The sequence below is a fragment of the Pyxidicoccus sp. MSG2 genome (assembly GCF_026626705.1).
GTDB lineage: Bacteria > Myxococcota > Myxococcia > Myxococcales > Myxococcaceae > Myxococcus.
This window is the reverse complement of the sequence record NZ_JAPNKC010000001.1, coordinates 1210591-1236169: the sequence shown is the minus strand read 5'-3', so window position 1 is coordinate 1236169 and position 25579 is coordinate 1210591. Positions and strand designations below refer to the sequence as shown.

The window sequence follows — 25579 nt, the reverse complement described above, 5'->3', positions numbered from 1 at the left end:
CCCGGCGAACCGCCGTGTCCATGCGAGGGCCTCCATTCGTGCCGATGTCGGCACCGGATGGGGGCCTTCTCGTTGCGGGGCGGTTAGAGTCGGACGCGTGAGTGAGAAGATGTCACGGCAGCCCGGAGTGGCGTCCGCGGCCGGCGCGGGCCCGGACGCCGCGCTGGCACGGCTGCGCGCCCTGGAGACGCTCGAGTCCGGCTACGAGGCGTGGCTGGAGCTGAAGCTGGACCACGCCGCCTTCCGCGCGCGCCTGCGCGAGGAGCGCGAGCGGTTGGATCAGCAGGGCTCCTTCCTCCTGGGCGCGGTGCGCGCCGCGGGGCTGGTGCCGCCGCCGACTCCGGAGGGGCCCGGGCTGGTGCCGTCCCCGCCGTCCGCGGGCGACTTCGTGCGGGACGCCGAGGCGAAGCTGGCCACGGCCCGCGAGGCCCTGTCCCAGCGCGAGGCGGAGGGCGAGGCCCGCTACGACGCGGCCTTCACGGAGCTGCGCACCACGCTGAAGGACCGCATCCAGCGCCACCTCTCCGCGAGCCGCCCGCGCCTGACGCTGCTGCTGCGCCGCGTGGGAGCGGAGCGCTCCATCCTCCACGTGGAGCGCGTGTCCGGGGACGCGCCGGTGCTGCTGTGCTTCCTCTTCAGCGGGCGGATTCCGTCACGCCATGGCTTCCTCCTGGACGACTCCACGGAGGACGTGGCGCTGTCGCCCGCGCCGCTCTACCCCGACGAGGGCGTGGCCCCGGCCGACGTCCGCCCGGACGCGGCGGGGCTGGAGGCGCGGGTGCGCGGGGCGGGGGAGGTGTTGCCGCTGAAGGGCTTCCTGCCCCTGTTCGTCCCGCGTCCGGGGGGAGGCGAGGACTTCTTCCGCCTCCTGCAGCGTGGCGCGGTGCTGGAGGTGGAGGTCGCGGAAGGGGCAACCTTCCGCAACGTCCTCAGCCGCGAGGAGGCGGAGCGCTTCGCGGGGCATCTGCTGCGCCTCAAGCTCGAAGGGCGAATCGACCTGGAGCTCGAGGCGGGCTGACTCCGGCGCGAGGCCTTCAGCGCGTGCGCACCACGCCGACCTCGGCGGTGCCCGCCAGGAGCGCGCTGCCGAGGAAGAGGTTGTCGGACTCCGCGCCGCCCAGGCGCACGGCCTGGAAGATGACGAGGTACGTCTGGTTGCTGGAGGGGAACGCGGTGCCCGGAATCGTGACGCGGGCCTCGCGGTACGGGCCGGGCAGGCCCACGAGCTGGAGGAACTGCAGGGGCGTCTTGGGCACGTTGGTGTACGTCGGCTGGCCCTGCGCGCCGCTCGCGCTCAGCGGCACCACGGTGACGAAGCCCAGCGTGCGGTCCTGGCCCTCGGCCACCGCCACGCGGTCGAACGCCAGCGCCGAGCTCGCGTCGATGCGCAGGAAGCCCTCGGGCGGGTGCAGGGCGGCGATGGTCTCCTTCACCGGCGCGTTGTCCACCTGGCCCACGTAGCGCGTGCCGCCCTGCGCGGCGATGAACTGATACGTCGCGCCGGACTGGTACTGGAAGCCCTCCTCGCCCACGCTGGTGCGGCTGTAGCTGCCCGCCCCGTCCTCCGTCAGCGTCGTGGCCTGCCCGTCCACCGGCAGCACGGTGACGGACGCGCCCGGCACACCCGACGGCTGCTGGTTCTCCCCGGAGCGGGTGCCCAGGAACACGGCGGCCGCCGTCTGTGCCGGCAGCGAGATGACGTCACCGCCGTCCGGGCCGAACGTGCCGGCGTCGTAGCCGGCCAGCGCGGAAGCGGACACGTCCACCTGCGGGGTGGAGAGCAGGGTGCCGACCATGACGTGGTCGGCGGCGAGCTGGTTCCCCGTCTTCTCCAGGTCGCAAGCCAGGGGAGCGAGGGAGGAGGCGGCGAGGGCGACGGATAGCAGGAGGCGTTTCATTCGGTGGTTTCCAGAGGTACCGCGAGTTGGCCGAGCATAGCAGGCGCGCACGACGACGCCCGCGCCGGGGCCGGACTCGGGGTATCCTCCGGGCTCCCGTGCAAGGTCACCGCGTCCACTCCGCAGGCCGGCGCTTCCTCAAGAGGCTCGGCGTTTCGCTCCTGATGGCCGTCAGCTTCGGCTGCGTGCTGGGCCTGCTCGTCTACCTGCGCGCGCCCGGGCTGGCGGAGCCGAAGGACGAAGCCTCCGGCTGGGCTCCCTCCGCCGTCTTCGACACTGCCCAGGCGTGGCTGGACGGGTGGGAGCGCGTCTCCTACGACTGGCGCGTGCGCGAGCTGGGCGAGCGCTCCGAGCGGCCGGACGAGGCGGTCGTCGTCGCCATCGACGACGAGACGCTCGCCGAGGCCCGGCAGGACGACCGGCCGGGCGTCGCCACGCAGCCGTGGCCGCGCCAGTTGGTGGGCGGCATGGTGCACCGGCTGGTGGAGGAGGGCGCCCTGCTGGTGCTGGTGGACCTGCCCTTCCCGGAGCTGAGCCCCAGCGCCTGCGTGGACCCGAAGCTGTCCCCCCAGACGCCCTCCGGCGACGACGGCGCCTTCCGCGCGCTGCTGGACCGAGAGCCCGGCCGCGCGCTGCTGTCCTTCTCGTGGGAGTCCCAGGGGCCCCGCGTGCTGCCGCCCGCCAGCCGCCTGTGGCCGTACCGCGTGAAGCTGGGCACCTACGCCACCCCGGGCGAGGCCCGCACCCGAGCGCAGGCCGTGCTCGCCGTGCAGCGCCCCGCGTTCCTCATCCCCGCCGGCAACCAGGTGGAGGTGTGGGGCGGCGCCACCGACGAGGCGGACGGGCACGGCCTGGGCACGCGGCTGGGCGTGGGCTCCGCCGCAATCGAGGAGCGCCGCGCCGCGGACGACACCTACCGCGTGGGCCCCACGGACCTCTTCGTGTCGCTGGCGGAGGTGCAGGTGGAGGGGCTGGACGCGTCGAAGCTGGTGGAGGTGCGCCACCTCCAGCACCCCGTGGCCCCGCTCCTGGGCGGTGGCAGCGGCTACGGCTCCGTCACCCTCCCCGCGGACCCGGATGGCGTGGTGCGCGCCGTGCCCCAGTTGGTGGCCTACACCGTCCGGGGGCAGCGGCACGTGCTGCCCTCGCTGCCGCTGGCCGCGGCCATGCGCCTGGCCAACACGCGTACGCTGCGCTACGCGGACGGCCGGCTGCACGTGGGGGAGGCGTACTCGGTGCCCATGGACGCGTCGGGCTTCAGCCTGCTGCGCTGGGACGCGCCCACCGCGGGCCGGGGCTCTCGCGGCTCGCTCGCCCGCTCCATCCGCGCGTGGAACGTGTTGCTCAACGTCTTCGACGTGGCGGGCGAGCGCCCCGCGCGCTTCGACAATGATTTGGAGGGCCGCACCGTCGTCCTCACCCGCACGGCGGGGGAGGGCGGCCACCTGCGCTCCACACCCATCGGCCCGGAGACGCCCGGCGGCGCCATCCTCGGGCAGGCGCTGGCCAACATCCTCCGCTCGGAGGGCATCACCCGCGCCCCGCCGGACCTGGACCTGATGCTCACCGTGGGCCTCGCCTTCTCGGGGGCCTTCCTCGCGCTGTCGCTCAGCTTCCTGTTGCGCTCGGTGCGCGGCGCGGTGCTCTACGTCGGCATGCTCGTCGCGGCCGGCGCGGGCTACGCGGCGGTGTCCTCCTACGTCTTCATCGAGCAGCGGCTGTGGATTGCCATGGCCGGCCCGCTGATGGCCATGGTGGGCGCCTTCGTCGTCACGCTCCTCTACGCCTTCAGCACCGAGCGCGAGGTGCGCGACTTCGTCCACAACGCGCTCGGCCGCTACGTCAGCCCGGACGTGGCCCGGCTGGTGGCGCGTGACCTGAATCTGATGCGCCCCGAGCGCCGCAAGATGTCCGTGTACGTCTGCGACATCGAGGGCTTCACCCGCCTGTCGGAGGGCCTGTCCCCCGAGCAGCTCGTGGGCCTCTTCAACGAGTACCTCACGGAGATGGCCGCGGTGGTGCGCTCCACGGCGGGGCAGGTGGACAAGTACATCGGCGACTCCGTGATGGCCTTCTGGGGCGCGCCCGTGCGCACCGACAGGCACGCGCACCTGGCCTGCGAGGCCGCGCTGAAGCTGCGCGCGGTGCTCGCCGACAAGCAGGACGCCTGGGAGAAGAAGTTCGGCCGCCGCCTCAGCTTCCGCGCCGGCATCGACACCGGCGAGGTGGTGGTGGGCGACATGGGCAGCCAGCTCAAGTCCAACTACACCGTGCTCGGGGACGCGGTGGGGCTCGCCGCGCGGCTGGAGTCCGTCAACAAGGTGTACGGCACCTGGGTGCTGGTGGGGGACGCCGCGGCCCAGCTCGCCAGTGACAGCTACGTCTTCCGCATGGTGGACCACGTGCGCTTCAAGGGCCGCTCGCAGCCGGTGCGCGTGCACGAATTGCTGGGGCGCCGCGGCGAAATCACCCCGCGCATGCAGGAGCAGCTCGCCCTGCACGAGCAGGCCCTCACCGCATACCACCAGCGCCGCTTCGCCGAGGCCCACGCCCTCTTCGAGCGCGCCAGCATGGACTTCCACGACACCGTCGCCGCCGTGTACGTGGGCCGCTGCGCCCGCTACCTCGTCACGCCTCCGCCCGCGGACTGGGACGGCGTGCACGGCCTGGAGGACTCGGGGCCCACCGCCGCCGCCGCGTGAGTCAGCCGTCGTCGTCGCAGTCGGAGTCCGGCTGGCCGAACAGCTCCTTCACCGGCGCGTCCTTCGCGATGTGCTCCTCCACCACGCGCCCCATCTTCTCCGGCGTCATGTGGGAGTAGTACACCTCTCCCGGCCAGCCCATGAGCTGGTAGTCCTCCGGGGACAGCGGGTCTCGCTTGCGGCCGGTGTCCTCGCGCACGACGACGTTGGGCCCCATGTGGCAGAAGCCGTAGCAGCCGCCGCGGTACAGCTCGCAGCGCGGCACCAGCTTCTGGGCGGACAGTGTGTCCCTCGCCGCGGCGTACACGGCGTCCGCGCCGTTGGACTTGCAGGTGGCGCCCTTGCACACCGAGAGGCGGTAACGCTTCATGGGTGCGCCCACCCTACGGAGTCCGCGCCGTGTCTGAAAGCAGACGGGCTCGGGCACACGACGGCCGCCTGTACTCCGCACGGGCCAGGAAGACGGCTGTCCTGGTGTGTGGCGCCAGGGCCATTGAAGAGCTTCATCGTCACCACCTGCACCCCGAAAAGGCACCGGCCCGCCTACCGCTGCGAGAGCGGGGGGCGGGCCGGCAGTCACGAGGCCTTACGGGCCCGTGAGGAAGACGGATCTACTTGAGGAACTTCGTCACCTGGATGGGTCCCTGCTGAGTAACGACCGTCTGGCCGCCGTGCCCACCCGTCTGGGCGACCGGCGCCGCCTTGCCGTGGCCCCCGTGGCCCCCGCCGTGCTGCGGCAGCTTCAGCTCCACCAGCCCCTCGCCAATGCGGGTGTGGGCTTCCTTGTGGGCGTGGTGCGGCTCCTCGGAGCCCTCGCGCTTGTTCCACGGGTCCGACGGGTGGGACACCGCCGGCCCCTTGAGCAGCTTGGGGATGTCGTACACGAAGTTCTGCCGCGTGTACTCCGGAGGGGTGTGCGTGTACGTGTCCATGCGGATGGCGTCCTTGGGGCACGCGTCCACGCACAGGCCGCACACGATGCAGCGCAGCTCGTCGATGACGAACTGGGTGGGGAACTTCTCGATGACGCGAGACTCGCCCTCGGCGGACGTCTCCTCGTACTCACCCGCCTCGATGTAGATGCACTGCGCCGGGCAGATGGTGGCGCACATGTAGCAGGCCACGCAGCGCGGCTTGCCGTCCTCGCGCGGAACCAGCCGGTGCAGCCCGCGGTAGCCCTCGGGGTAGATCTGCTTCTCCTCGGGGTACTGCACCGTCGTCATCAGGCTGGTGCCTGTGCGGTCTTCCACGCGCACGTTGGTGTCGCGCGTGCCGAAGAGGTTGCGGAAGAAGTGCTTCGTGGTGATGGCCAGCCCGCGCAGCAGCTCGGGCACGTACGCCCGCTCGCGGATGTCCGTGCGGGGGTCCTTGCTCACATTGTAGGCCATGATGGTGTTCTCGATTCCCGGTGTGCCTGGAGCGCCGGTGGGAAGCTAATGCGTGGAGGCCGGGGCCGCGCCGTGGGCCGGAAGGCCGTGGGCCGCGTGCGCGCCGGCGGGCAGTCCGTGCCCGTGGTCGTCATGGCCGTGGGCGCCATGGGCGCCGCCGTGCGCCCCGCCCTCCGCCGGTTCCTTGGTCGTCATCGTCAGCACCACGATGAAGGCAATCTCGAGGATGCCCACAATCGCCAGCGCCCGCAGGGACGGATCCCACAGCACCAGCGCGCCGCTGACGAACACATTCACCAGGCCCATGGGCAGGAGGATCTTCCAGCCCAGCGACTGGATCTGGTCATAGCGGAAGCGGGGGAACGTCCAGCGGATGAGCAGCTGCACCCAGATGAGGAAGACGACCTTCAGCCAGAACACCGTGCCGAGGATGGCCCCGTACAGCCAGCCCTGCTCCTGCATCAGCGGCTGGCTCGCCAGCCACTCGCCGCCGAAGGGCAGGTGGTGGCCGCCGAGGAAGAGCGCCGTCGTCACGCCGGCCAGCACCACGACTTCCACGAACTCGGAGATCATGAAGAGGCCGAACTTCATGCCGGAGTACTCGACGAAGTAGCCGATGATTTCGGACTCGCCCTCGGGCAGGTCGAACGGGGCGCGCTTGGTCTCCGCGAAGGACGCGGCGAAGAAGCCGAGGAAGCCCAGCGGCTGGAGGAGGATGCCCCACGCCGGCAGGCCCAGGTCGAAGGCCCCGTCGGTGCGCCACAGGTATGCCGCCTGGCCGGTGCCACTGGCGACGGCCGAGCCCAGCTCACCGACGATGGCGGGCAGCTGCACGGAGGAGAAGGCGAGGAACAGGCCCACCAGCGACAGGCCCAGCGCCACCTCGTACGAAATCATCTGTGACGTGGCGCGCACGCCGCCCAGCAGCGCGAACTTGTTGTTGGAGGCCCAGCCCGCCAGCGCGGTGCCGTAGACGGCCAGCGAGGCGATGGCGAGCACGTACAGCATGCCGAAGTCCGGCGTGGCCACCACCATGTCCACCCGGTGTCCGAAGACCTCCACGGACGGGCCGGCGGGCACCACGGCGAACAGCGCGAACACGGGGGCGAAGGCGAGGATGGGGCCCAGGTTGAACAGGAAGCGGTTGGCCGTCCCCGGGATGAGGTCCTCCTTCGTCAGCATCTTGAGGACGTCGGTGAGGATGTGCGGCAGGCCGCCCAGCGCGCGGTTCTTCAGGCCGGGCAGGTTGATGCGCGCGCGGTTGGGGCCCACGCGGTCCTGGATGTACGCGCTCCACTTGCGCTCCGCCATCGTCAGGAGCGTGGCGATGATCATCACGAAGACGAGGATGAGGAAGAGGATGTTGGTCAACCGGCTGGCACCGGCGAACCCGTGCTCCTCCACCAGTCCGCCCACGGCGTACGCCGCCGCCGCCACCCCGAAGATGGTGACGACGATGGTGACGCAGGCGGTGAGGATGGTCAGTACGCGGCTCATGGCTAGATACCCCTCACCCGGGGCGTACCGAACTCACGGTACCCCGGAGGACGCCCGTCGGCGCCCGCAGGCAGCGGATTGATGCCCGGCTTCTCCCGGTCCGGCGGAGAGGCCTTGTCCCAGTTGAACTCGGCGAACGCGGCCACCTTGCCGGCCAGCTCGCGCCACACGTCGCGCGCGGACGCCCAGGCGGCCTCGCCGCCCAGCTCGCGCGTCAGCTCCGCGGCCCAACGCCAGTGGGGGACCACGTCGCCCTTGGGCGGGTAGGCCTTCCGGAAGCGCTGGATGACGCCGTCCAGGTTGACGAAGGAGCCCTCGTCCTCCACGTGGACGGAGGCCGGCAGCAGCACCGTGGCCTGCGCCGTGACGGGGGACTCGTTGAAGGACTGCGCCACGAAGACGTCCAGCCGGCCCGCCGCCTGCGCGAAGGCCGCCGCGTCACCCGGCACCTCGGTGCCGATGGCGTACAGCGCCTTCACCTTGCCCGCGCCCATCGCGGTGGACAGGGCGTCGAAGGACTCGAGCTTCAGCCCCAGCCCCTGGGCAATCAGCTCCAGGCCCTTGCGGTTGGGGTTCTTGTCCGCCGTCATCAGGTAGTGGTCCGCGGCGCCCTGGGGACGCCCGCCCACGTACACCGAGGATACGCCCAGCGTGGCCTTGGCGAAGGTGAGGCCCGCGAGCAGGTCCTCGTTGGAGGCCACCGGAGACGCCAGCACCGCCAGCTGCGCGGTGCCCACCAGCGGCTTGAGCGCCTTGGCCGCGGCCTGCACCGCCTCCTTGCGCGTCACCACCGGCTCGGCCTCGCTGGCGCTGCCTGCGCGGCGGCCCACCTGCGGCCTCAGCGCGCGCTCCAGATTGAGGTACTTGTACGAGAGCCGGCCCTGGTCGCACATCCAGGACTTGTTGACGGCCTCGTTCTCACGCGGGCGGTAGCGGTAGGTGTCCTGCGACATCCAGTCCGCGTAGGTGCTGCAGCCGCGCGAGCAGCCGGTGCACACCGACGGGGTGGCGGACAGGAACCAGGCGCGCGCCTTGAAGCGGAAGTCGCGGCTGAGCAGCGCGCCCACCGGGCACACGTCCACGGTGTTCAGGGAGTAGTTGCTGTCCAGCTCGCTGCCGGGGAACACGTCGATGCGCTCGTGGCTGCCGCGGCCGAACACGCCCAGCTGCGGCTCCTGGGCCACCTCGTTCATCACGCGCACGCAGCGGGTGCACATGATGCAGCGCTCCTGGTCCAGGACCACGCGGGGCCCCAGCACCTTGCGCTTGTTCTTCAGCGTCTTGCCGCCCTCCAGGCGCGAGGGGCGGTAGTCGTACTTCATGTAGTAGTCCTGCAGCTTGCACTCACCGGCCTGGTCGCAGATGGAGCAGTCGACCGGGTGGTTGAGCAGCAGGAACTCCATCACCGAGCGCTGCTGCTCCTTCACCTTGGGCGTCGTGGTCTTGATGACCACGCCCTCGGCGATCGGCGTCTGGCACGCGGGCACCAGCTTGGGCGCGTTGGACGCCTCGATGAGGCAGATGCGGCAGTTGGCGGCGATGGAGAGCCGCGGGTGGTAGCAGTAGTAGGGAATCTCCGAGCCGACCAGCTTGGCCGCCTCGATCATGTTCGTCCCCGGCTTCACCACGACTTCGCGGCCGTCGACGGTGAAGGTGACGAAGCCCGGATTCTTCGGCGCCGGCTTGGGCGGCGGGCCCGCGGGAGGCGGCGGCTTGGGCGTGCCGGTGGGGCCGCTGGCCGCCGCGGGGGGCGTGTCCAGCTTCGCTCCGGCCGGCGGGTTGGACGGCTCGGGGCCAATCTTCGCCGCGGGGGTGTCGGTGGGCGCGCCCTTGGGAGGCGTCTGCGCGTCACCGGTGGGCTTCTTCGTGTCGTTGTCGCTCACTGCTCGACCTCGCCGCCGATCATGTTGATGGTGTCGAAAGTGGGGATGAGGTCCGCCAGCATCTTGCCTTCGATGATGTGCGGCACCGCGGCCAGCACCGGGAAGCCCGGGGCGCGCACGTGCACCTTGTACGGGCGGCCGCTGCCGTCGCTCACGATGTACCAGCCCAGCTCACCGTTGGACGCCTCGGTGGAGTCGTAGACCTCGCCGGCGGGCACCTGGATGCCCTCCATCACCAGCTTGAAGTGCGACATCACGCCCTCGATGGTGCCGTACACCTCCGGCTTGGGCGGCAGGGCGATGCGCCAGTCATCCACGATGATGGGGCCGGCGGGGATGGTGTCCATCGCCTGGCGCAGGATGTGGATGGACTGCCGCATCTCCTCGAGGCGGACGAGGTAGCGGTCGTAGTTGTCGCCGTGCTCGCCGACCGGCACCTTGAAGTCGAAGCGGTCGTAGACCCAGTACGGCTTCGCCTTGCGGATGTCGTAGTTCACGCCGCACGCACGCAGGGCCGGGCCGGTGTAGCCGAAGTCGATGGCGTCCTCGGCGCTGATGACGCCGGTGCCCTTGGTGCGGTCCACGAAGATGCGGTTGCGCGTGAGCAGCCCGTCCATCTCGTCGATGAGCTCCATGCCGCGGTCCAGCGACTTGTGGACCTTCTGGACCCAGCCCTCGGGCAGGTCGCGGTTGATGCCGCCCACGCGGCCGAAGCTGGTGGTGAGGCGGGCGCCCGTCAGCTCGGCGGTGCGGTCATGGAGCAGCTCGCGGAACTCCATGGCGAAGAGGAACGGCGCGAAGCCGCCCAGCTCCAGGCCGGTGGCGCCCACGCACGTCAGGTGGTCCGTCAGCCGGTGGATTTCGGAGCCGATGACTCGGATGTACTGGGCGCGCTCGGGAATCTCCAGGCCGATGAGCTTCTCCACGGCGTTGAGGAACCCGAAGTTGTTCATCATCGCGGACAGGTAGTTGAGCCGGTCCGTGTAGGGCAGGCACTGCGTCCACGTGACGTTCTCGCAGCTCTTCTGGAAGCCGCGGTGGAGGAAGCCGATCTCCGGGTCGATCTTGACGATGGTCTCACCCTCGAGCTCCACCTTCAGCCGCACGGTGCCGTGCGTGGCGGGGTGCGAGGGGCCCATGTTGATGACCATGCGCTTGGTCTGGAGGTGGGCCTCCAGCTCCGACTCGTGGGCGTACGCGTCGGTGTCCGGATTGGGCGTTTCGGGGGCGTGGGGCTTGGCGTGGTCAGCCATGGTGTCCTCAGCAGATCAGGAGAGCCCGCTGGTGCCGGGGCCGCGGAAGATGTCCTTGATGGGGCGCTCGGGGATGAGCGGCTGCCGGTCTCGCAGCGCGTAGTCCTTGCGCAGGGGGTGACCCTGGAACTCCTCATAGAGGAGGATGCGGCGCAGGTCCGGGTGCCCGTCGAAGCGGATGCCGTAGAAGTCGTACGTCAGGCGCTCCCACCAGTTGGCGCCCCGGAAGAGCGACGTCAGGGAGGGGACCGACGGCTGGGCTTCGCTCACGCGCACCTTGAGGCGCACGTGCTCGTTCCGCTTGAGCGAGTAGAGGAAGTAGACGACCTCGAAGCGCGGGTCGTTCTCCGCCAGGTGCAGGCGGTCCACCGCGTCGATGGAGCCGAAGAGCTTGAACTCCAGCTCCGGGTCGTTCTTCAGGAAGGCGGCGACCTTCGGAAGAGAGTCGGCATGGATCACGGCCCAGGCGCCGCCAGCCCGGTCCACGTAGCGATCCGCCACCGCCTCTGGGAGCTGGGCGGAGACCCTGTCCAACGCGAAAGTGCTCAAGGGGAACCCAATGACTGAAGGGAGAAGAATTCGCGGCGTTATAAGGACCCCCGGAGGGGGGCGTCAACGTAAACCCTCAACCATGTAGGCCACTTAGGAGCCCCAGAAGCCCGTGTTGGGCGAGCGGGGACCAGGGGGCCATCCGCACCCCGCGCGAGGGAATGGATCACGGGGCCGCACCCACCGTGTCGGCCAGCAGGGTCGGGGCCCGGATGGGGACGAAGGTGGCCACCGGCTGGCTCTTGCCGGGCACCTGGGCGTGGGTGACGGGCTCCCACTGGAAGCCCGTGCCCGCGCGCTCCCGGGTGGCCTGGGAGACGAGGACCGGGACGCCGGCCTTCTTGGTCAGCCCTTCAATCCGGCTGGCCAGGTTCACCGTGTCGCCGATGGCGGTGTACTCCAGGCGGCGGGTGATGGAGCCGATGTTGCCGAGGATGGCCGGGCCGGAGTGGACGCCCACCCCCATGCGCAGGCCGGGGGCGCCCCGGGCGGCGCGCTCGGCGTTGACGGCCTCCAGCTCGGCCACCATCTCCAGGGCGCACCGGACGGCATTGGCGGCATGGTTCGGGTCGTCCAGCGGGGCGCCGAAGTACACCATCAGCGCGTCCCCGATGAACTTGTCGAGCGTTCCGCCATTGCGGAACACCACCTCCACCATGCGGCCGTAGTACTCGTTGAGGATGTCCACCACCTGCTCGGGGGGCAGACGCTCGCTCAGGGCGGTGAAGTCGCGGATGTCCGCGAAGAGGACCGTCACCTCGCGCAGTTCCGGGGTGAGCGAGGCCTGGTGCTGGAGGTGCTCGGCCACCCAGGGGGAGAAGTAGCGGCCGAGGCGGGCGCGCTTGAGCGCCTCCTCGGAGACGGCGGCGGACAGGGCGCGGATGCGGTTGAGCAGTCGGCTGGCCCCGGCGGCGGCCACTCCCAGTACCACCAGCGCCGCCACCTGGGCGCCCACGCCGATGCCGGCCTCCTGCTGGAGCCGCACCTCGGCGACGGCGGCGATGGCCGTCACCACCAGCGTCACCGAGCGGTGCAGGGACAGGGCGGCCAGCACCACGAGCACGGCGTAGATGCCCAGCGTGAAGCCCGCCACCCCTCCGGGAGAGGGCGACACGGGGATGGCCAGGTGCTGGAGCCAGTACACCGCCGGTACGTCCACGAAGGCCAGCGTCAGGCCCGCCCACCGGGCCGCGTGGGGGGTGGCGACCACGGCCACGGCCACCCCCGCGGTGAGCAGCCAGTAGAGGGCGAAGGTCTGGAGGTACACCTCCCAGTCGGCCAGCCCCCGGAAGCGCCCCAGGTACGCCGACACGGCGAAGAGGAGGGTGACGGCCACGAAGCGGATGGCCGCCATCTGCCGGGCGTTGCGCAGGCGCTCGGCGTCCAGCGCCCGGCTCACCGAGTCCTGGCCGCCCTCGAGCTGGCGGGACTGCACGGTCTCCCCCTCCGTGCCCGGCCTCATGGGTAGGTCACTCAAGTCCCCTCATCTTGCTTCGCTCCCCCGGGCCACGCACGTTTCGCGACTCGGGGTGCTTCAACCGTAGCGTGGTTGTTGCAATCTGGTCATCGGGTGTAGACGCGGGCCCATGTCCGCCCCCTCCCTGTCCGGCACCCTCCGTCCCCTGCTGTGGCGCCTGCTGTCCGGCGCGGCCCTGGGCCTGGTGCTGTTCGGCGGGGAGTCGTGGCTGCTGCTGGGCTCCGGGCTGGTGGGCGTGGACATCCCGGTGGACGGCCCGTACGCGGCGCTGGCGGCGGCGGTGCGCCCCGTGGTGCCGGGCCTGCTGCTGCGCGTCGCGGCGGTGTACGCGGTGGCGGGGGCGGTGCTCGCGCTGGCGGCCGCCGTGCTGGCGCGGGCGTGGGGGCCCAGGCGGAGCATGCCGGGGGAACTGGGGGAGGGGCTGGTGCTGCTCGGGCTGCTGGCGTGGGGACATGCCATCTCTCGTCCCGCCCTCTTCGACGATTTGCCCGCGGTGCGGCCGCTGCTGGCGTGGCTGGTGGAGCACGGGCAGCCCTGGCACCCGCGCGCGGCGGCGGGGGCGTGGCTGCTGCTGCATGCCGTGCTGTACGTGACGCGCTCCGGAGTGCCCCGGCGGACGCTGGCGCTGGGGGCAGCGGTGGCGGGCGCCCTTGCGCTCCTGCTGGGGGGCGGGTGGCGGTGGCGTGGGTCGGAGGCGCGGCACCCGCTGGTGGTGGTCATCGGCATCGACGCCTTCCGGCCGGACCGGCTCAAGTCGCAGGGCGGCACGGGTGAGGTGGCACCGCACGTGGAGCGCTTCCTGGAGGACGCGACGCTCTTCACCCGCGCGTACACGTCCGTGGCCCAGACGGAGCCGGCGTGGCGCTCGCTGCTCACCGCGAGGTGGCCGCACACGACGGGCGTGCGCTACGCGCTGACGGCGGACTCGAGGCTGCGCCTGCAGCCGACGTTCTCCCAGTCCTTCGCCCAGGCGGGCTGGCGCACGGTGTTCGCCACGGACTGCTCGCGCTTCCACTTCGAGGGGCCGGCGTCCGGCTTCGCCACCCGCCTGCAGCCGCCGCGCGGCGCGGTGAACTTCCTGCTGGAGAAGCTGCGCTACCGGGCGCTGGGCGTCTTCGCGGACCACGCGCTCGGCGCCGCGTGGGTGCCCGAGTTCATCGACAACCGCGCGCTGGCCGGCATCCATGACCCGATGGGCTACGCGGAGCGGCTGGCGTCCCGGCTGGTGGACGAGTCCCGACAGGGCCCCACGCTGTTCGCCTTCCACGCCACCGCGGCGCACTTTCCCGGGGACCCGGTGCATCCGTTCTACCGGCGCTTCGTGCCGCCCACGGAGCCGCTGGAGCGCCGGCTGCGCATGCACTTCGCTCCGGTGACGCCGGGCGCGAAGGGCGGGTGGAGCCGCGAGGGCGCGGAGGCGCTCTACGACGAATTGCTCGCACAGGCCGACGCGCAGGTGGGCGAGGTGCTGGAGGCGCTCCGGCGCACCGGGCGCTACGACGACGCGACCATCGTCCTGCTGTCGGACCACGGCGAGAGCTTCCACGCGGACCGGCCGGACCTGGCGGGCGCCACGCCGGTGCACGGCGCGCGGCTGTCCGACGAGGAGTACCGGGTGCTGCTGGCGGTGAAGCCTCCGAAGGGGCGGGGCAGCGGGCCCGCCGAGGTGGACGCGCTGGTGCGCCTGGTGGACGTGGGGCCCACGCTGCTGGATGTGTCCGGCCTGCCCGCGCTGCCCCTGGCGGACGGCGCCACGCTGGCGCCGCTGTTGCGCGGCGGGACGCGCGAGCCCCTGCCGCTGTACGCGGAGACGGGCTTCACCCACGTGCTGCCCGAGGTCTTCGACGCGGGGCACTGGCCCGGCGCGCCGCGCGCCTTCGACGCGTACCGCATCCGCCCTGACGGCGTGGTGGAGATGGGCGAGGAGGCCCACGCGGCCATCCTCCGCGAGAAGGACACGGCCGCCTTCGACGGGCGGCGCTGGTGGAGGGACAGTCCCCGCGCGGACGGAAGCGTCCTGCGCACGTGCGAGGGCGACTGTGCAGGCCCGGACGCGTACGCGCTGGAGACGTGGCTGGACTCCGTGCAGGGACTTACGCCGGAGGGCGGCTGGCGTAAGGTGGCGGGCCATGTCGACGACCCCAGAAACTCCCAGCCTCCAGGAACGCTACGCACCCCACAACAGCTGCTTCGGCTGCGGGCCGGCCAACCCGATGGGCCTGCGAATCCGCAGCCGCGTGGAGGGTGACCTCGTCGTCGCGGACTGGACGCCGCTGGAGCACCACCAGGCGTTTCCCGGTGTCCTCAACGGCGGCATCATCGGCGCGCTGCTGGACTGTCACTGCAACTGGACGGCCGCGTACCACCTGATGAAGACGCAGGGCGCGGAGTCTCCCCCATGCACCGTCACCGCCGACTACAGCATCACCCTCAAGCGCCCCACGCCCATGTCCGGGCCGGTGCACCTGGAGGCGAAGCCGGTGGAAATCCAGGGCGACCGCGCCGTGATTGAGGGCACGCTCACCGCCGGCGGGAAGGTGACGGCCCTCTGCCGCGGCACCTTCGTCGCCGTGAAGCCGGGCCACCCCGCGTATCACCGCTGGTAGCCGGAAAAAGCCAGGGCCCCGGCGCCTCCGCTCCTTCGAGGGGAGGCCGACGGGGCCCTGTCACTACCGCGCGTGGGGCGCGTGAAAGTTCGTTACTTGCCCATGGACAGCAGCAGGTCGTGCCGCGCGGCCGTGGGGTTCGGCTGCTCGCGGTCCGCGATGCGGTGCACCTGGTTGCCAATCTTGTCCTGGAGCAGCATCAGGCCGTCCAGCACCTGCTCCGGGCGCGGCGGGCAGCCGGGGATGTAGACGTCCACCGGGATGATGCGGTCGATGCCCTGGAGCACCGCGTAGTTGTCGTAGAAGCCGCCCGACGACGCGCAGACGCCGAAGGCCACGACCCACTTGGGTTCGGCCATCTGCTCGTAGACGCGCTTGAGGATGGGGGCCTGCTTCAGGTTGATGGTGCCCACCACCATCAAGAGGTCTGCCTGACGGGGCGAGAAGCGGGGGAACTCGGCGCCGAAGCGCGAGATGTCGTGACGGCTCGCCGCCACGGACATGTACTCCATGCCGCAGCAGGCGGTGGCGTATGGGTAGGTGAACAGCGAGTACTTGCGGGCCCAGCCCAGACCCTTGGAGACCATCCGCTGGAAGAAGCCCATGGCCTCATCGCGGCGGGTGGCCAGAACAGGAGCAATGTCGGTGTCAGCCATGTTGTCTCAGCTCTCCCAGTCCAGGGCGCCCTTCTTCCAGATGTAGATGAGGCCCACCACGAGCGTCACCGCGAAGATGAGCATCTCGATGTAGCCGAACCAGCCGAGGGCCTTGAAGTTGACCGCCCAGGGGTACAGGAACACCGCTTCGACGTCGAACACGATGAACAGCAGGGCCACCACGTAGAACTTCACCGCGAAGCGCTGGCGTGCCGGGCCGGTCGACTCGGAGCCGGCTTCGAAGCTGGTGGACTTGATGGCGCTCGGACGCCGGGGCCCCAGGCGGGTGGTGATCTGGGGAATGAGCATCGCCATGCCACCGGCCAGCAGCAGAACCACTGCCAGCGGCAGGTAGGGCGAGAGTGGAGTGGGAGTCATCGCGCGCGGAACCTAATGACACCGCCCGCGCCATGTCAAAGGGAAAGTCCCCTCGGTCGCCGTTGCAACCCCTTGAGATGACGGCGAAAAGCGGAGCTTGTCGGTCCTTCGCCCCGGCCCTCCGTCCCGGCCTGCCGGCGCCCGTCGGCCCGGCCGTGGGGAGGGCGGGGGGCGCGTTTGACGCTCCGCGGAGGGACGCCTAGCGTCGCCAGACGCCGGCGTCGGCGTGGATCATCCAACCGGGGAGAAGACAGGCATGTGGGGCCGGCTCAGCTTGCGGATGCAGGTGGCCATCGCGGTGCTGGTGCCCTGCCTGGCGGTGGTCCTCTTCTCGGCGGTGTACTTCCCCGCCCGGCAGCGCGGAGTCAGCGCGGCCCTGCTGGAGAAGCGGGTGCACGCGGTGGGGCTGCTGATGGCGCAGCACCTGACCCTGCTCGTGGCGGAGCGCGCCCCGGACAAGGATGCGGTGAAGGATGCGGTGGCGGAGGTGTTCAGCCGGTTTGCGTCGCCCACCTCACCGGACGGGAGTAGCGGCTTCATCGTGCGCTACCAGGCGCTGCTCCTTCCCAACGGCCAAGCGGTGTACGAGTACGGCCCGTCGCCCTCGGATGGCAAGGGGAAGAGCGCCGGCCCGGTCGCCGCGGGGACGTGTGTGACGTCCCACTCGCCGGCACGCGGCGAAGTGACGGGAGTGGCGGTGCGCTGCGCGAATGGGCACCTCACCTACGTGGCGGACTTCGGCGTGGAAGGCGCGGCGTTCCCGCTGATGGATATGGACGGGTCCGCGGTGGCGGGACTGGCGGGTGCGCTGATCGTGGGTCTGCTGCTGACGTTCCTCATCAGCCGCAACTTCGTCGAGCCGGTGTCGCGCGTGACGGAGGTGGTGCGGGACGTGACACGCGGAGACATGTCGCGCGGAGAACTGGACGTGCCGGCCACGGGCGAGGTGCGGCTCATGGCGCAGTCCTTCAACCAGATGCTCGGCACGCTGCGCAGCACGGTGATGGAGCTGATGTCCCGGACGGAGCAGCTCTCCGGCGCGTCGCGCGGGCTGCTGGGCGCGTCCGCGGACCAGGAGCACGTCATCAGCCAGCAGGCCGCCTATGCGCAGCAGATTGCCGCGACGTTCGAGGAGCTGAGCCGCACGGCGGAGCAGATCTCCAGCTCCACCGAGGTGGTGGAGTCCGCCGCGCGCCGCACGCACGAGGCGGTGGCCGAGGCCATGGCCGTGGTGGCCCAGGTGGTCGCCGGCATCAACGACATCCGCACCGAGTCCAAGGGCGTGGCGGATGCAATCGTGGGATTGAATCAGGACCTCCAGCAGGTCTCCAAGATTGCCCAGGTCATCAACCAGGTGGCGGAGCGCTCGGACCTGCTCGCGCTGAACGCGGCGCTGGAGGGCACGAAGGCGGGCGAGGTGGGGCGCGGCTTCTCGCTGGTGGCCGCGGAGATGCGCAAGCTGGCGGAGAACGTGTCCGCGTCCGCGCGCGACATCGCCCGCATCGTCGAGAAGGTGCAGGACTCCGGCGAGGAGGCCGCGTCCAAGGCGCGCGTGGGCATGGCCACCAGTGACCGTGGCGTGGAGGTGGCCGAGCAGGCCTCCTCCGTGTTCCAGCGCATCGTCGAGCTGGCGCGCGGCACCAGCGAGGCGGCGCGGCAGATCACCATCGCCACGCGGCAGCAGCGCCAGTCCAGCGAGCAGGCCGTGCAGGGTGCGCGCAATGTGGCGGAATTGGTGAAGCAGGGCGTGGACGCCACCGGGCGCACCACGCGCATCGCCCAGGACCTGCAGGCGGTGGCCGAAGGACTCACGGCCGTCACCTGCCGCTTCAAGACGACGCGGAGCTAACGCTCCCAGCGGAGCTGGAACTCCAGCTCGTCCACATTAAGGTGCGCGGTCCATGAGCGCTCTCGATGTGACTCCCGCGCAGTTCCGTCGTCTCGCCGACCGCATCTCCTCGCTGGCGGAGCAGTGGCTCGCGGAGTTGGACGCGCGGCGCATCGCTCCCGCCACCACGGGCGCGGCGACGGAGGCCCTGTTCGCGGACGGTCTGCCTGAAGAGGGGATGAAGGACGCGGCGCTGGAGGCACTGAAGCCGCTGATGGACGGCGCCCGCGCGGGCAATGCGCGCTTCCTGGCGTACGTGTTCGGCTCGGGCGAGCCAGTGGGCGTGCTGGGCGACTACGTGGCCAGCGTCATCAACCAGAACGTCACCGCGTGGCGCTCCGCGCCCTCGGTGGTGAGCCTGGAGCGCTCGGTGGTGCGGAGCCTCGCGCGCGCGGTGGGCTGCGAGGGCTTCACCGGGAGCTTCGCGGGCGGCGGCTCGGCGGCGAATCTCATGGGCCTGGCCATGGCGCGCGAGGCCCTGGCCCCCGCCAACGACGAGGGCTCGCCCTCCGGCGTGGTGTACGCCTCGTCGGAGGTCCACATGTCCATCCCCAAGGCAATGGCGCTGCTGGGCCTGGGGCGGAAGAACCTGCGGCTGATTCCCACCGACACGGCGTGGCGCATGCGCCCCGAGTTGCTCGAGCGCGCCATCGCCGAGGACGTCGCGGCCGGGCGGCGTCCGCTGGCGGTGGTGGCCACCGCGGGCACCGTCAACACCGGCGCGGTGGACCCGCTGCCCGCCGTGTCCCGCATCGCCCGCGCGCACGGCCTGTGGATGCACGTGGACGGAGCCTACGGGGCGCTCGCCGCCATGGCCCTGCCGGAGCAATTCGAAGGCCTGTCGCTGGCGGACTCGCTGTCCATGGACGCGCACAAGTGGCTCTACCAACCGGCGGACTGCGGCGTGCTGCTGTTCCGGGACGCGGGCGCCGCGCGCAAGGCCTTCTCCTTCAGCGGCGACTACGTGCGCACCATGACGGCCGACTCGGTGGAGGGCTTCGCCTTCTTCGACGAGTCCATCGAGTTGTCCCGCCGCGCCCGCGCGCTGAAGGTATGGCTCTCCGTGCGCTACCACGGCCTCGCCGCCTTCCGGGAGGCCATGCGCCGCGACGTGGAGAATGCGCGTCGTCTGGAGGCCCTCGTCCGCGCCGCGCCCTCACTGGAGTTGCTCGCACCGGCGACGCTGAGCGCGGTGTGCTTCCGCTATGCCGGAGCCGTCCCCGAGGCGGAGCGCGACGCGTTCAACGCGCGGCTGATGGCCCGCATCAACGCGCGCGGCCGCGCCTATCTCTCCAACGCCACGCTGCACGGACGCTTCGTGCTGCGCGCGTGCTTCGTCAATCACCGCACCTCGCCCGAGGACGTGGACACGGTGGCGGCGGAGGTGCTCGCCGCCGCCGCGGAGCTGGCCTGAAGCCCGCGAGCCAGGACGCTCGCGGGCTCCTCCGGCCCGGGCCCTACGGGCGGGACAGCGTGCGCGCCGTCAGCAGTTGCGAGAGCAATTCCCCGCGCTGACCGTCGGGCACCAGGGTGAGCTTCGCGCCGCTTTCCAGCAGGCGCTGCGTCTCCAGCAGCGAGAAGGTGGCCTCCAGCACCTCGGGGTCCTCGCCAATCTTCTGCAGCGCGGAGCCGACAATCTGGGGCCGCAGCGCGGCGGCGCGGGCGAACTCCACCGCGCTCTGCCGCTCGGCGGTGCTGGTGATGATGCTCACCTGGTTGGCGCCGTCCTGGCGGATGGCGCTCGTCACCTGGCGCAGCCGGTTGACGACCTTCTCTTCAATCTGGCGAATCATGTTCGCGTCGCGGAAGTGGACCTTGCGCACGTAGACGCTGCCCAGCTTGTAGCCCCACTCATGGCTCTGGGGGCTGACCTCGGCGCGCACGGTGCGGCTCATCTCGTGCCGCGTCTCCAGCATGGCGGCCAGCTTCATGTTGGACAGACAGCGCACGGCCGCGTTGCTCACGTTGGCGGCGAGACTGCCGCGCGGGTCCGCGTTCTCGAAGAGGAAGCGCTTCGGGTCCGAGACGTACATCTCGTACCAGATGCCGATGCCCATCGGCGCGCCCTCCTCGGAGTTCACCGCCTGGCTGCGCAGGTACTGCTGGTCCAGCCGCAAGTCGACCACCTGGCAGCGGCCCACCAGGTTCACGATGAGCGCCTTCCACCCGAGCTTCGGCCAGAGGAAGTGGAAGCCGGGCTCGTCCAGCGTGCACACCACCGAGCCGAACAGCACGTACACCCGGCAGGTGCGCTCCTGGACGATGGCGTAGAAGCCGAGCATCCGGAGGAAGGCGAAGAAGGCGGGGATGCCGATGGCCATGCCGAAGAAGCCGACGATGGCGCCCACGAGCGTGCTAACCATTCTTCACCCCCAGCACCACCGCCTGCGCCTTCTGGTACAGCCCCAGCCGGATGTTGCGCAGGTACGCCTGGAGCGCGCCCGGGCCGCTGCGCTTGAGCAGCGAGAGCTCGTTGGAGAGGGCGACGAGGGGCTCCACCTCCGCCTGGGCCTTGAGCGTTTCAATCTCCACCGCGCGGCGGCTCTGGACGATTTTCTGGTCCGCGGAGGCCTGCGCGAGGCTGATGTCGCTGGAGACGTGGTTGTGCGCGGTGTTGATGGCGGCCAGCGCGCTCTCCACCTCCTGCGGCGGGTCGATGCCGGTGATGAGCGACGCCTCCAGCACCACGCCGTAGCGCGCCTCACTGCCTCGGCACTCGTGGTCCATGTGCTCGTTGAGGTCTCGCAGGTTCTTCCGCAGGTCGTTGATGGATACGCCCGACACGACGGAGGCCTCCAGGCTGTCCGCTTCGCGGGCGGCGGGGGGCGCCTCGAAGTTGGCGATGCGCTGGCGGAGGATGGAGATGAAGAAGCCCATGACGTGGGCCACCGGCTTCTTCACGCCGAAGAGGAAGGCGTAGAGGTTCTTCTCCGAGACGCGGTAGCGGATCTGCCCGGTGAGGCCGGTGTTGAGCTGGTCCTTCGTGACGGCGTCCACCATGGTGCCGCCCTGGTTGGCCTCTGGTGCCTCCGGGTCGAAGGCCATGTTGAGCGTCTGCGTGGCCACGGAGATCTTGCGCACCTGCTCCCAGGGCCACTTGAAGTACGGGCCACCGGAGGAGATGACGCGCAGCTGCGGGTAGACGTAGCGCTCCTCGTCGGTGCGGGCGAGCCCCTCGGAGAGCGGGCCGTCGCGGTTGGTGAGGTTGGCGGAGAGGCGCTCGGCGCGGCCCAGCCGCACCTTCACCGCGCGCACGTTCTGGTCCACGGTGAAGAGGCCGCCCAGCACGTAGCGCACGAAGAGATAGGCGAGTGCGCCCAGGAGCACTCCGTTGAAGAGCTCCTGGACGAACGTCGTCACTTCAGGGTCTATCGGGTCCATGGCCTCGCATCGTATCAGCCCTGGTCCATCAGCCGGTGGAGGCTGAGGTCCAGCCGGCTCTGGACCAGTCCCAGCAGACTTTCCAACTCCTGCCCATCCAGCTTCAGCCGCGAGGCCAGCTCGCGGCGGGTGAGCTTGAGGAGCCGCTCGCGGGCCTGGGCGACGTGGCGCGCGACGCTGGAGCGGGGCTCGCCGTACATCGTCGCGATGCGGTCCATGGTGAGGCCGTGCAGGTGGTGCAGGCGGAGCAGGGCGCGCTCGCGCTCGGTGAGCTCCTGGAGCGCGGCCTGGAGGGACTCGGTGAGCACCTGACGCGAGTGGGCCTGGAGCAATTCTCGCTCCGGGTTGCCGCCCGACAGCAGACGCTCCAGGGCGTGGGGCGTGTCGGAGAACAATTCCTGACGTCCTGCCTGACTGCGCAGCTCACGGGCGATGCGCGAGGCGACGATGCGCACCCAGCCGCCCAGCGCGCCCCGGCCGGAGTACTCGGCAATCTTCGGCGGCGTCTCCGCCACGCCCAGCAGCAGTCGCTGGCGCGTCACCTGGAGCACCTCGTCCAGCGTGACGCCGGGCGGCTGGCCCAGGCGCGTGGCCACCTTCGCCAGGACGTGACGCTCGAAGTGACGCAGGGCCTGGGGCTCGCCCGCGGCGCACGCGCAGGCGAGGTACAGGTCGGCGGCGTGCAATGCGCGGAGCGTGTCGTCGAGGGAACCCTCTGGGGGCAGGTGTCGCGCCACGTGGTGGAGGAAGTGCTCCGGCGCGAGCGTCACATCGGGCCAGGACTCCCGGCCCTTCGCGAGGTGCTCTTCCAGCAGTGCCTCCAAGCCGGGTACGGCGCGCAGCGCGTCCTGACGCTCCGGGGGCACGTGCGCCCGCAGCAGCTCCGTGAGGGCACCGGGCGTCATCGGGTGGCCTCGCTCACGGAAGGGGGATGCCGGGCCTGCCAGGCCACCACCTCGCGCAGGTCCGGGCGGGCGCGAATCCCCAGGGCCTCCAGCCAGCCCCGGGCCTCGTGGGCCAGCGTCATCGCGCGCGTCCTCTCCTCGGGCGAGCGCCGCTCCCACAGGGCGCGGGCCAGCAGGAACGACACCCGCGCCGCATCCCGCCGGTCCAGCCTCGCCTTCTCGTCGATGCGCCGCGCGCGCTCCAGCAGCGGCACCGCTTCCTCCGACGCGCCCAGGCCCAGCTGCGCCTCACCGAGGCACGAGAGGTCCAGCGCGGTATCCGGGCTCTCCGCGCCCTGCGTCCCCTCGTCGAGCTTCAGCGATCGCTGGCAGTGCGCGAGCGCGGCCGTCCAGCCGCCCGTCGTCAGGTCCACGCGGGCGAGGTCTCGCAGCACGCCGGTGGTCACCGCGCTGTCCGTGCCGTTCTCCTTCTCCAGCATCGACAGCGCGAGAAGGAGACTCTTGCGCGCTTCGTAGGGGCGGCCCGCGCGCAGGTGGATGAGGGCCAGGTTGCGCAGTGGCTGCTCCGCGCGCGGCGTGTCCGGCCCCAGGCCCCGGTGGAGCCGCTCCAGTGCCTGCTGGTTGTAGGTGAGCGCCTCGTCGAGCTGCTGCGAGTCATAGGCCACCATCCCCAGTCCCGCGAGCGCGGTGGCGGTGCTGGGGTGGTCCGGCCCCTTGCTGCGCTCGAAGAGGGCGAGCGCGCGCTGAAAGTACTGCCGTGACTCGTCCAGCCGGCCCGCGCGTCGCAGGAGCACGGCGAGGTTGTTGAGCGGCGCGGCGAGGCTCGGGTGGTCCTTCGAGCGCGCCGCCTCCAATAACGCGAGCGAGCGCTGGAGCGTGGCGAGCGCCTCGTCGGTCCGGCCCAGCGCGAGCAGCTCGGTGGAGATGTTGTTGAGGTTGACGGCGAGCACCGGGTGCTCGGGGCTCCACTGCCGCTCCTTCAGCGCATGGGCCTGCGCCTGGCGGTACAGGTCCAGCGCCTCCTGCGCGCGGAACTGTCGCGAGCGGACCCGACCCAGCCCGGAGAGGAAGAAGGTGGTGCGAAGCCGCTCGGGGCCCGTGGCCTTGCGTGACAGCTCCAGCCCCTGTGTGTACTCCGTCTCCGCCTCGTCCAGCTTGCCCTGCACGAGCCGCAGCCCGCCCATGCGCAGGTGCAGGTCCATGGCGATGGCGGGGAAGCGCTCGCGGCCCAGCCGCTCCACCGCGGCGCGCGCGTGGTGGACGAGCCGGTTGGCCTCGTCCATCCGCGCCATCTGGTCCCCCACCACCCACAGCAGGAGAATCCAGACGCGCGCCACCGTCTCGTCGTCGCGCCCGGCCTCGGCCGCCCACAGCGCCTTGTAGAGGATGTCCTCGGCCACCTTCGGCTTGCCGGTGAGGCCGAGCAGGTGCCCGTGCAGCGTGAGCACCTCGGCCTCCAGCGGGCGGTAGTCGAGCCCCTTCAGGTCCTGGAGCAGGGCCGTGGTGACTTCGAGCGCCGAGGTGTGGTTGCCCACCTCCATGCGGGCGCGGACGTCGGCCAGCCGGCGACGGACGGAGTCCACGCGGGGGCGCAGCGCGTCCGTGGGCTGGGGGCGGGTGGCGAGCGCGGGCGCGTCCACGCACCCGGAGAGCCCCTCCAGCGAGGCCATCAACTGCGGCGCGTTCTGCACCGTCTGCGCGTCGGCCTTCTCCAGCACGTCGGTGATGGCGGCCAGGTGCCACAGCCGCGCGTCCAGGCATGCCGCCGTCTGCCACGACACGCTGGCGTCATCGCGCGCGGCGAGGCACGCGTCGGTGCGCAGTGAGCGCCACGTGTCCGCCTGCGCGGTCATCGCGGTGGCGACGGTCTCCCACGCGGACGCCGCGTAGGGCTTGCCGGTGGCGAGGAAGGCCGCGCGGATGCGCTCGCGGCGCTCGGGACTCCAGACGGTGGTGAGCTTGTCCGCCTCCTGTGCACAGCGCGCCTCGTCGCGGTGCGCCACCACGTAGCCCACCGTCAGCCCCACCAGGCTGGCCGCGGCGGCGGAGGCCGCCATCCAGGTGCGGATGCGCAGGGCCCTCGGCGCCAGCTCCGCCAGCAGCGCGTCCATGGAGGGGAAGCGCTCCTCGGGCCGCGCGCGCAGGCCCCGCAGCACCGCGCGCCGCACCCGCGCGGGCACCTTCGACTCGCGCTCCGGCGCCCGTACGCGTCCCTCGCGCGCCGCGCGGGCCAGTTCTTCCAGGCTGTGGCCCTCGAAGGGACGCACGCCGTGGAGGGCCTCGAAGAGGGCGACGCAGAAGCTGAACTGGTCCGAGCGCGCGTCCACGCCGTGGCCCTGCTGCTGCTCCGGCGCCATGTACGCCGGCGTGCCCACCAGCACGCCCGTGCGGGTGAGCGGCGCCGGGCCGGGCCTGTCCGCGACGCGCATGGGGGCGCCAGGCGCGCGGAGCCACCGGTTCGAGGGGCGGGCGAGGCCGAAGTCCGTCACGCGCACCCGGCCGTCCTGCCCGACGAGGACGTTGCTCGGCTTGAAGTCGCGGTGCACCAGTCCCGCCGCGTGCGCGGCCGCCAGCCCGCGTCCGGCGTCACGGAAGACGCGCAGCACCTCCTTCAGCGGGCGCGGTTGCTTCAGCCACTCGGAGAGGGTGGTGCCTTCCACCAACTCCAGGGCCAGGAAGAGACAGTCTCCGGCCACGCCCACGTCGTGCACGGTGACGACGTGGGGATGCGCGAGGCGCGCCAGGGCCTGGGCCTCGCGCAACAGCCGCACGCGCAATTCCTCCAGGTGGCGGCCCTCCGGACGCAGCAGCTTGAGGGCCACCTGCCGGTCCAATTCCGGGTCATAGGCCGCGTACACCTCGCCCATGGCACCCCGGCCGATGCGCTCCAGCACCACGTACCGCGCCAGCGTGGAGCCCTGGGCCAGCGCGGGCCGCTCCTCCAGCAGCTCCGGCACGGCCACCGTGGCGCTGGCCCCCATCGCCACCTGCTCCTGGCAGCCCTCGCAGCCCTCCACGTGCGCCAGCACATGGGCGCGTTGCTCCTCCGGGAGCAGGCCCTCGAGGAAGTCGCTCAGTGTCGTCTCGCTCGGGCACTGCATGGAGGGAGGAAGCGTAC

20 protein-coding genes are annotated in these 25579 nt (G+C 71.3%); 6 read left to right on the top strand and 14 right to left on the bottom strand.

The window, feature by feature from the left end; translation table 11 throughout:
• Positions 1 to 109 precede the first annotated feature (109 nt).
• The gene (locus OV427_RS05080) at positions 110 to 1018 is read left to right on the top strand and encodes a hypothetical protein (protein ID WP_420718349.1); all 909 of its coding nucleotides are present in this window, start codon (positions 110 to 112) and stop codon (positions 1016 to 1018) included.
• A gap of 16 nt (positions 1019 to 1034) precedes the next feature.
• Here the strand turns inward: OV427_RS05080 and OV427_RS05075 are convergent, their stop codons facing one another.
• A complete protein-coding gene (locus tag OV427_RS05075) occupies positions 1035 to 1898 on the bottom strand; it encodes a hypothetical protein (RefSeq protein ID WP_267854980.1) in 864 nt (287 codons plus the stop codon).
• A gap of 164 nt (positions 1899 to 2062) precedes the next feature.
• On the opposite strand from OV427_RS05075, the gene OV427_RS05070 reads away from it, so the two are divergent.
• Entirely contained in the window at positions 2063 to 4600 is a 2538-nt protein-coding gene (locus OV427_RS05070) for an adenylate/guanylate cyclase domain-containing protein (RefSeq protein ID WP_267854979.1), read from the top strand.
• Position 4601: 1 nt separating this feature from the next.
• On the opposite strand, the gene OV427_RS05065 is transcribed toward OV427_RS05070, so the two are convergent.
• From OV427_RS05065 to OV427_RS05035, 7 genes are all read right to left on the bottom strand, one after another.
• Positions 4602 to 4970 (bottom strand): (2Fe-2S) ferredoxin domain-containing protein, encoded by a 369-nt coding sequence (locus OV427_RS05065; protein WP_267854978.1) that lies wholly within the window; start codon positions 4968 to 4970, stop codon positions 4602 to 4604.
• Between the two features lie 241 nt (positions 4971 to 5211).
• Positions 5212 to 5988, bottom strand: coding sequence for a NuoI/complex I 23 kDa subunit family protein (locus OV427_RS05060; protein WP_267854977.1), 777 nt, complete (start codon positions 5986 to 5988; stop codon positions 5212 to 5214).
• 45 nt (positions 5989 to 6033) lie between these two features.
• Positions 6034 to 7485, bottom strand: coding sequence for a complex I subunit 1/NuoH family protein (locus OV427_RS05055; protein WP_267854976.1), 1452 nt, complete (start codon positions 7483 to 7485; stop codon positions 6034 to 6036).
• A 2-nt stretch (positions 7486 to 7487) separates the two neighbouring features.
• Positions 7488 to 9368, bottom strand: a complete 1881-nt coding sequence (locus tag OV427_RS05050; RefSeq protein WP_267854975.1) for a 2Fe-2S iron-sulfur cluster-binding protein — start codon at positions 9366 to 9368, stop codon at positions 7488 to 7490.
• Entirely contained in the window at positions 9365 to 10621 is a 1257-nt protein-coding gene (gene nuoD / locus OV427_RS05045) for an NADH dehydrogenase (quinone) subunit D (protein ID WP_267854974.1), read from the bottom strand. The genes OV427_RS05050 and nuoD overlap by 4 nt, the downstream gene beginning before the upstream one ends.
• Before the next feature lie 15 nt (positions 10622 to 10636).
• The gene (locus tag OV427_RS05040) at positions 10637 to 11155 is read right to left on the bottom strand and encodes an NADH-quinone oxidoreductase subunit C (RefSeq protein ID WP_267863362.1); all 519 of its coding nucleotides are present in this window, start codon (positions 11153 to 11155) and stop codon (positions 10637 to 10639) included.
• 181 nt (positions 11156 to 11336) lie between these two features.
• Positions 11337 to 12632: an adenylate/guanylate cyclase domain-containing protein gene (locus OV427_RS05035; RefSeq protein ID WP_267854973.1), complete on the bottom strand. Its 1296-nt coding sequence runs from the start codon at positions 12630 to 12632 to the stop codon at positions 11337 to 11339.
• Between the two features lie 124 nt (positions 12633 to 12756).
• Here OV427_RS05035 and OV427_RS05030 point away from each other — a divergent pair, with 124 nt between their 5' ends.
• Together OV427_RS05030 and OV427_RS05025 are read left to right on the top strand one after the other, a co-directional pair.
• Positions 12757 to 14895: a sulfatase-like hydrolase/transferase gene (locus tag OV427_RS05030; RefSeq protein WP_267854972.1), complete on the top strand. Its 2139-nt coding sequence runs from the start codon at positions 12757 to 12759 to the stop codon at positions 14893 to 14895.
• Positions 14861 to 15253 (top strand): PaaI family thioesterase, encoded by a 393-nt coding sequence (locus OV427_RS05025; RefSeq protein WP_324289928.1) that lies wholly within the window; start codon positions 14861 to 14863, stop codon positions 15251 to 15253. The genes OV427_RS05030 and OV427_RS05025 overlap by 35 nt, the downstream gene beginning before the upstream one ends.
• 92 nt (positions 15254 to 15345) lie before the next feature.
• Here OV427_RS05025 and OV427_RS05020 read toward each other — a convergent pair whose 3' ends face one another.
• Both OV427_RS05020 and OV427_RS05015 read right to left on the bottom strand, forming a co-directional pair.
• Positions 15346 to 15909: an NADH-quinone oxidoreductase subunit B gene (locus tag OV427_RS05020; protein ID WP_163996993.1), complete on the bottom strand. Its 564-nt coding sequence runs from the start codon at positions 15907 to 15909 to the stop codon at positions 15346 to 15348.
• Positions 15910 to 15915: 6 nt separating this feature from the next.
• A complete protein-coding gene (locus OV427_RS05015; protein WP_267854970.1) occupies positions 15916 to 16287 on the bottom strand; it encodes an NADH-quinone oxidoreductase subunit A in 372 nt (123 codons plus the stop codon).
• 256 nt (positions 16288 to 16543) lie between these two features.
• On the opposite strand from OV427_RS05015, the gene OV427_RS05010 reads away from it, so the two are divergent.
• Both OV427_RS05010 and OV427_RS05005 read left to right on the top strand, forming a co-directional pair.
• Complete coding sequence (locus tag OV427_RS05010; protein ID WP_267854969.1) at positions 16544 to 18136, top strand: methyl-accepting chemotaxis protein; 1593 nt, start codon at positions 16544 to 16546, stop codon at positions 18134 to 18136.
• A gap of 52 nt (positions 18137 to 18188) precedes the next feature.
• Positions 18189 to 19589: a pyridoxal phosphate-dependent decarboxylase family protein gene (locus OV427_RS05005; protein WP_267854968.1), complete on the top strand. Its 1401-nt coding sequence runs from the start codon at positions 18189 to 18191 to the stop codon at positions 19587 to 19589.
• A 43-nt stretch (positions 19590 to 19632) separates the two neighbouring features.
• On the opposite strand, the gene OV427_RS05000 is transcribed toward OV427_RS05005, so the two are convergent.
• The 4 genes from OV427_RS05000 to OV427_RS04985 are packed head-to-tail and all read right to left on the bottom strand — an operon-like array spanning position 19633 to position 25562.
• Complete coding sequence (locus tag OV427_RS05000; RefSeq protein ID WP_267854967.1) at positions 19633 to 20538, bottom strand: SPFH domain-containing protein; 906 nt, start codon at positions 20536 to 20538, stop codon at positions 19633 to 19635.
• On the bottom strand, positions 20531 to 21556 hold the full coding sequence (locus OV427_RS04995; protein ID WP_267854966.1) for an SPFH domain-containing protein: 1026 nt from the start codon (positions 21554 to 21556) through the stop codon (positions 20531 to 20533). Before OV427_RS04995 ends, OV427_RS05000 begins: the two co-directional genes overlap by 8 nt.
• A 14-nt stretch (positions 21557 to 21570) precedes the next feature.
• The gene (locus tag OV427_RS04990; protein WP_267854965.1) at positions 21571 to 22461 is read right to left on the bottom strand and encodes a sigma-70 family RNA polymerase sigma factor; all 891 of its coding nucleotides are present in this window, start codon (positions 22459 to 22461) and stop codon (positions 21571 to 21573) included.
• Positions 22458 to 25562, bottom strand: a complete 3105-nt coding sequence (locus tag OV427_RS04985) for a tetratricopeptide repeat protein (RefSeq protein WP_267854964.1) — start codon at positions 25560 to 25562, stop codon at positions 22458 to 22460. Before OV427_RS04985 ends, OV427_RS04990 begins: the two co-directional genes overlap by 4 nt.
• Positions 25563 to 25579 lie beyond the last annotated feature (17 nt).

Coding starts and splice junctions, on each gene's coding strand:
- OV427_RS04995 (WP_267854966.1), bottom strand. CDS start 21,556: ATGGACCCGATAGACCCTGAAGTGACGACGTTCGTCCAGGAGCTCTTC.
- OV427_RS04985 (WP_267854964.1), bottom strand. CDS start 25,562: ATGCAGTGCCCGAGCGAGACGACACTGAGCGACTTCCTCGAGGGCCTG.
- OV427_RS05075 (WP_267854980.1), bottom strand. CDS start 1,898: ATGAAACGCCTCCTGCTATCCGTCGCCCTCGCCGCCTCCTCCCTCGCT.
- OV427_RS05065 (WP_267854978.1), bottom strand. CDS start 4,970: ATGAAGCGTTACCGCCTCTCGGTGTGCAAGGGCGCCACCTGCAAGTCC.
- OV427_RS05080 (WP_420718349.1), top strand. CDS start 110: ATGTCACGGCAGCCCGGAGTGGCGTCCGCGGCCGGCGCGGGCCCGGAC.
- OV427_RS05025 (WP_324289928.1), top strand. CDS start 14,861: ATGGGCCTGCGAATCCGCAGCCGCGTGGAGGGTGACCTCGTCGTCGCG.
- OV427_RS04990 (WP_267854965.1), bottom strand. CDS start 22,461: ATGACGCCCGGTGCCCTCACGGAGCTGCTGCGGGCGCACGTGCCCCCG.
- OV427_RS05030 (WP_267854972.1), top strand. CDS start 12,757: ATGTCCGCCCCCTCCCTGTCCGGCACCCTCCGTCCCCTGCTGTGGCGC.
- OV427_RS05005 (WP_267854968.1), top strand. CDS start 18,189: ATGAGCGCTCTCGATGTGACTCCCGCGCAGTTCCGTCGTCTCGCCGAC.
- OV427_RS05015 (WP_267854970.1), bottom strand. CDS start 16,287: ATGACTCCCACTCCACTCTCGCCCTACCTGCCGCTGGCAGTGGTTCTG.
- OV427_RS05060 (WP_267854977.1), bottom strand. CDS start 5,988: ATGGCCTACAATGTGAGCAAGGACCCCCGCACGGACATCCGCGAGCGG.
- OV427_RS05055 (WP_267854976.1), bottom strand. CDS start 7,485: ATGAGCCGCGTACTGACCATCCTCACCGCCTGCGTCACCATCGTCGTC.
- nuoD (WP_267854974.1), bottom strand. CDS start 10,621: ATGGCTGACCACGCCAAGCCCCACGCCCCCGAAACGCCCAATCCGGAC.
- OV427_RS05010 (WP_267854969.1), top strand. CDS start 16,544: ATGTGGGGCCGGCTCAGCTTGCGGATGCAGGTGGCCATCGCGGTGCTG.
- OV427_RS05000 (WP_267854967.1), bottom strand. CDS start 20,538: ATGGTTAGCACGCTCGTGGGCGCCATCGTCGGCTTCTTCGGCATGGCC.
- OV427_RS05020 (WP_163996993.1), bottom strand. CDS start 15,909: ATGGCTGACACCGACATTGCTCCTGTTCTGGCCACCCGCCGCGATGAG.
- OV427_RS05070 (WP_267854979.1), top strand. CDS start 2,063: ATGGCCGTCAGCTTCGGCTGCGTGCTGGGCCTGCTCGTCTACCTGCGC.
- OV427_RS05035 (WP_267854973.1), bottom strand. CDS start 12,632: ATGAGGCCGGGCACGGAGGGGGAGACCGTGCAGTCCCGCCAGCTCGAG.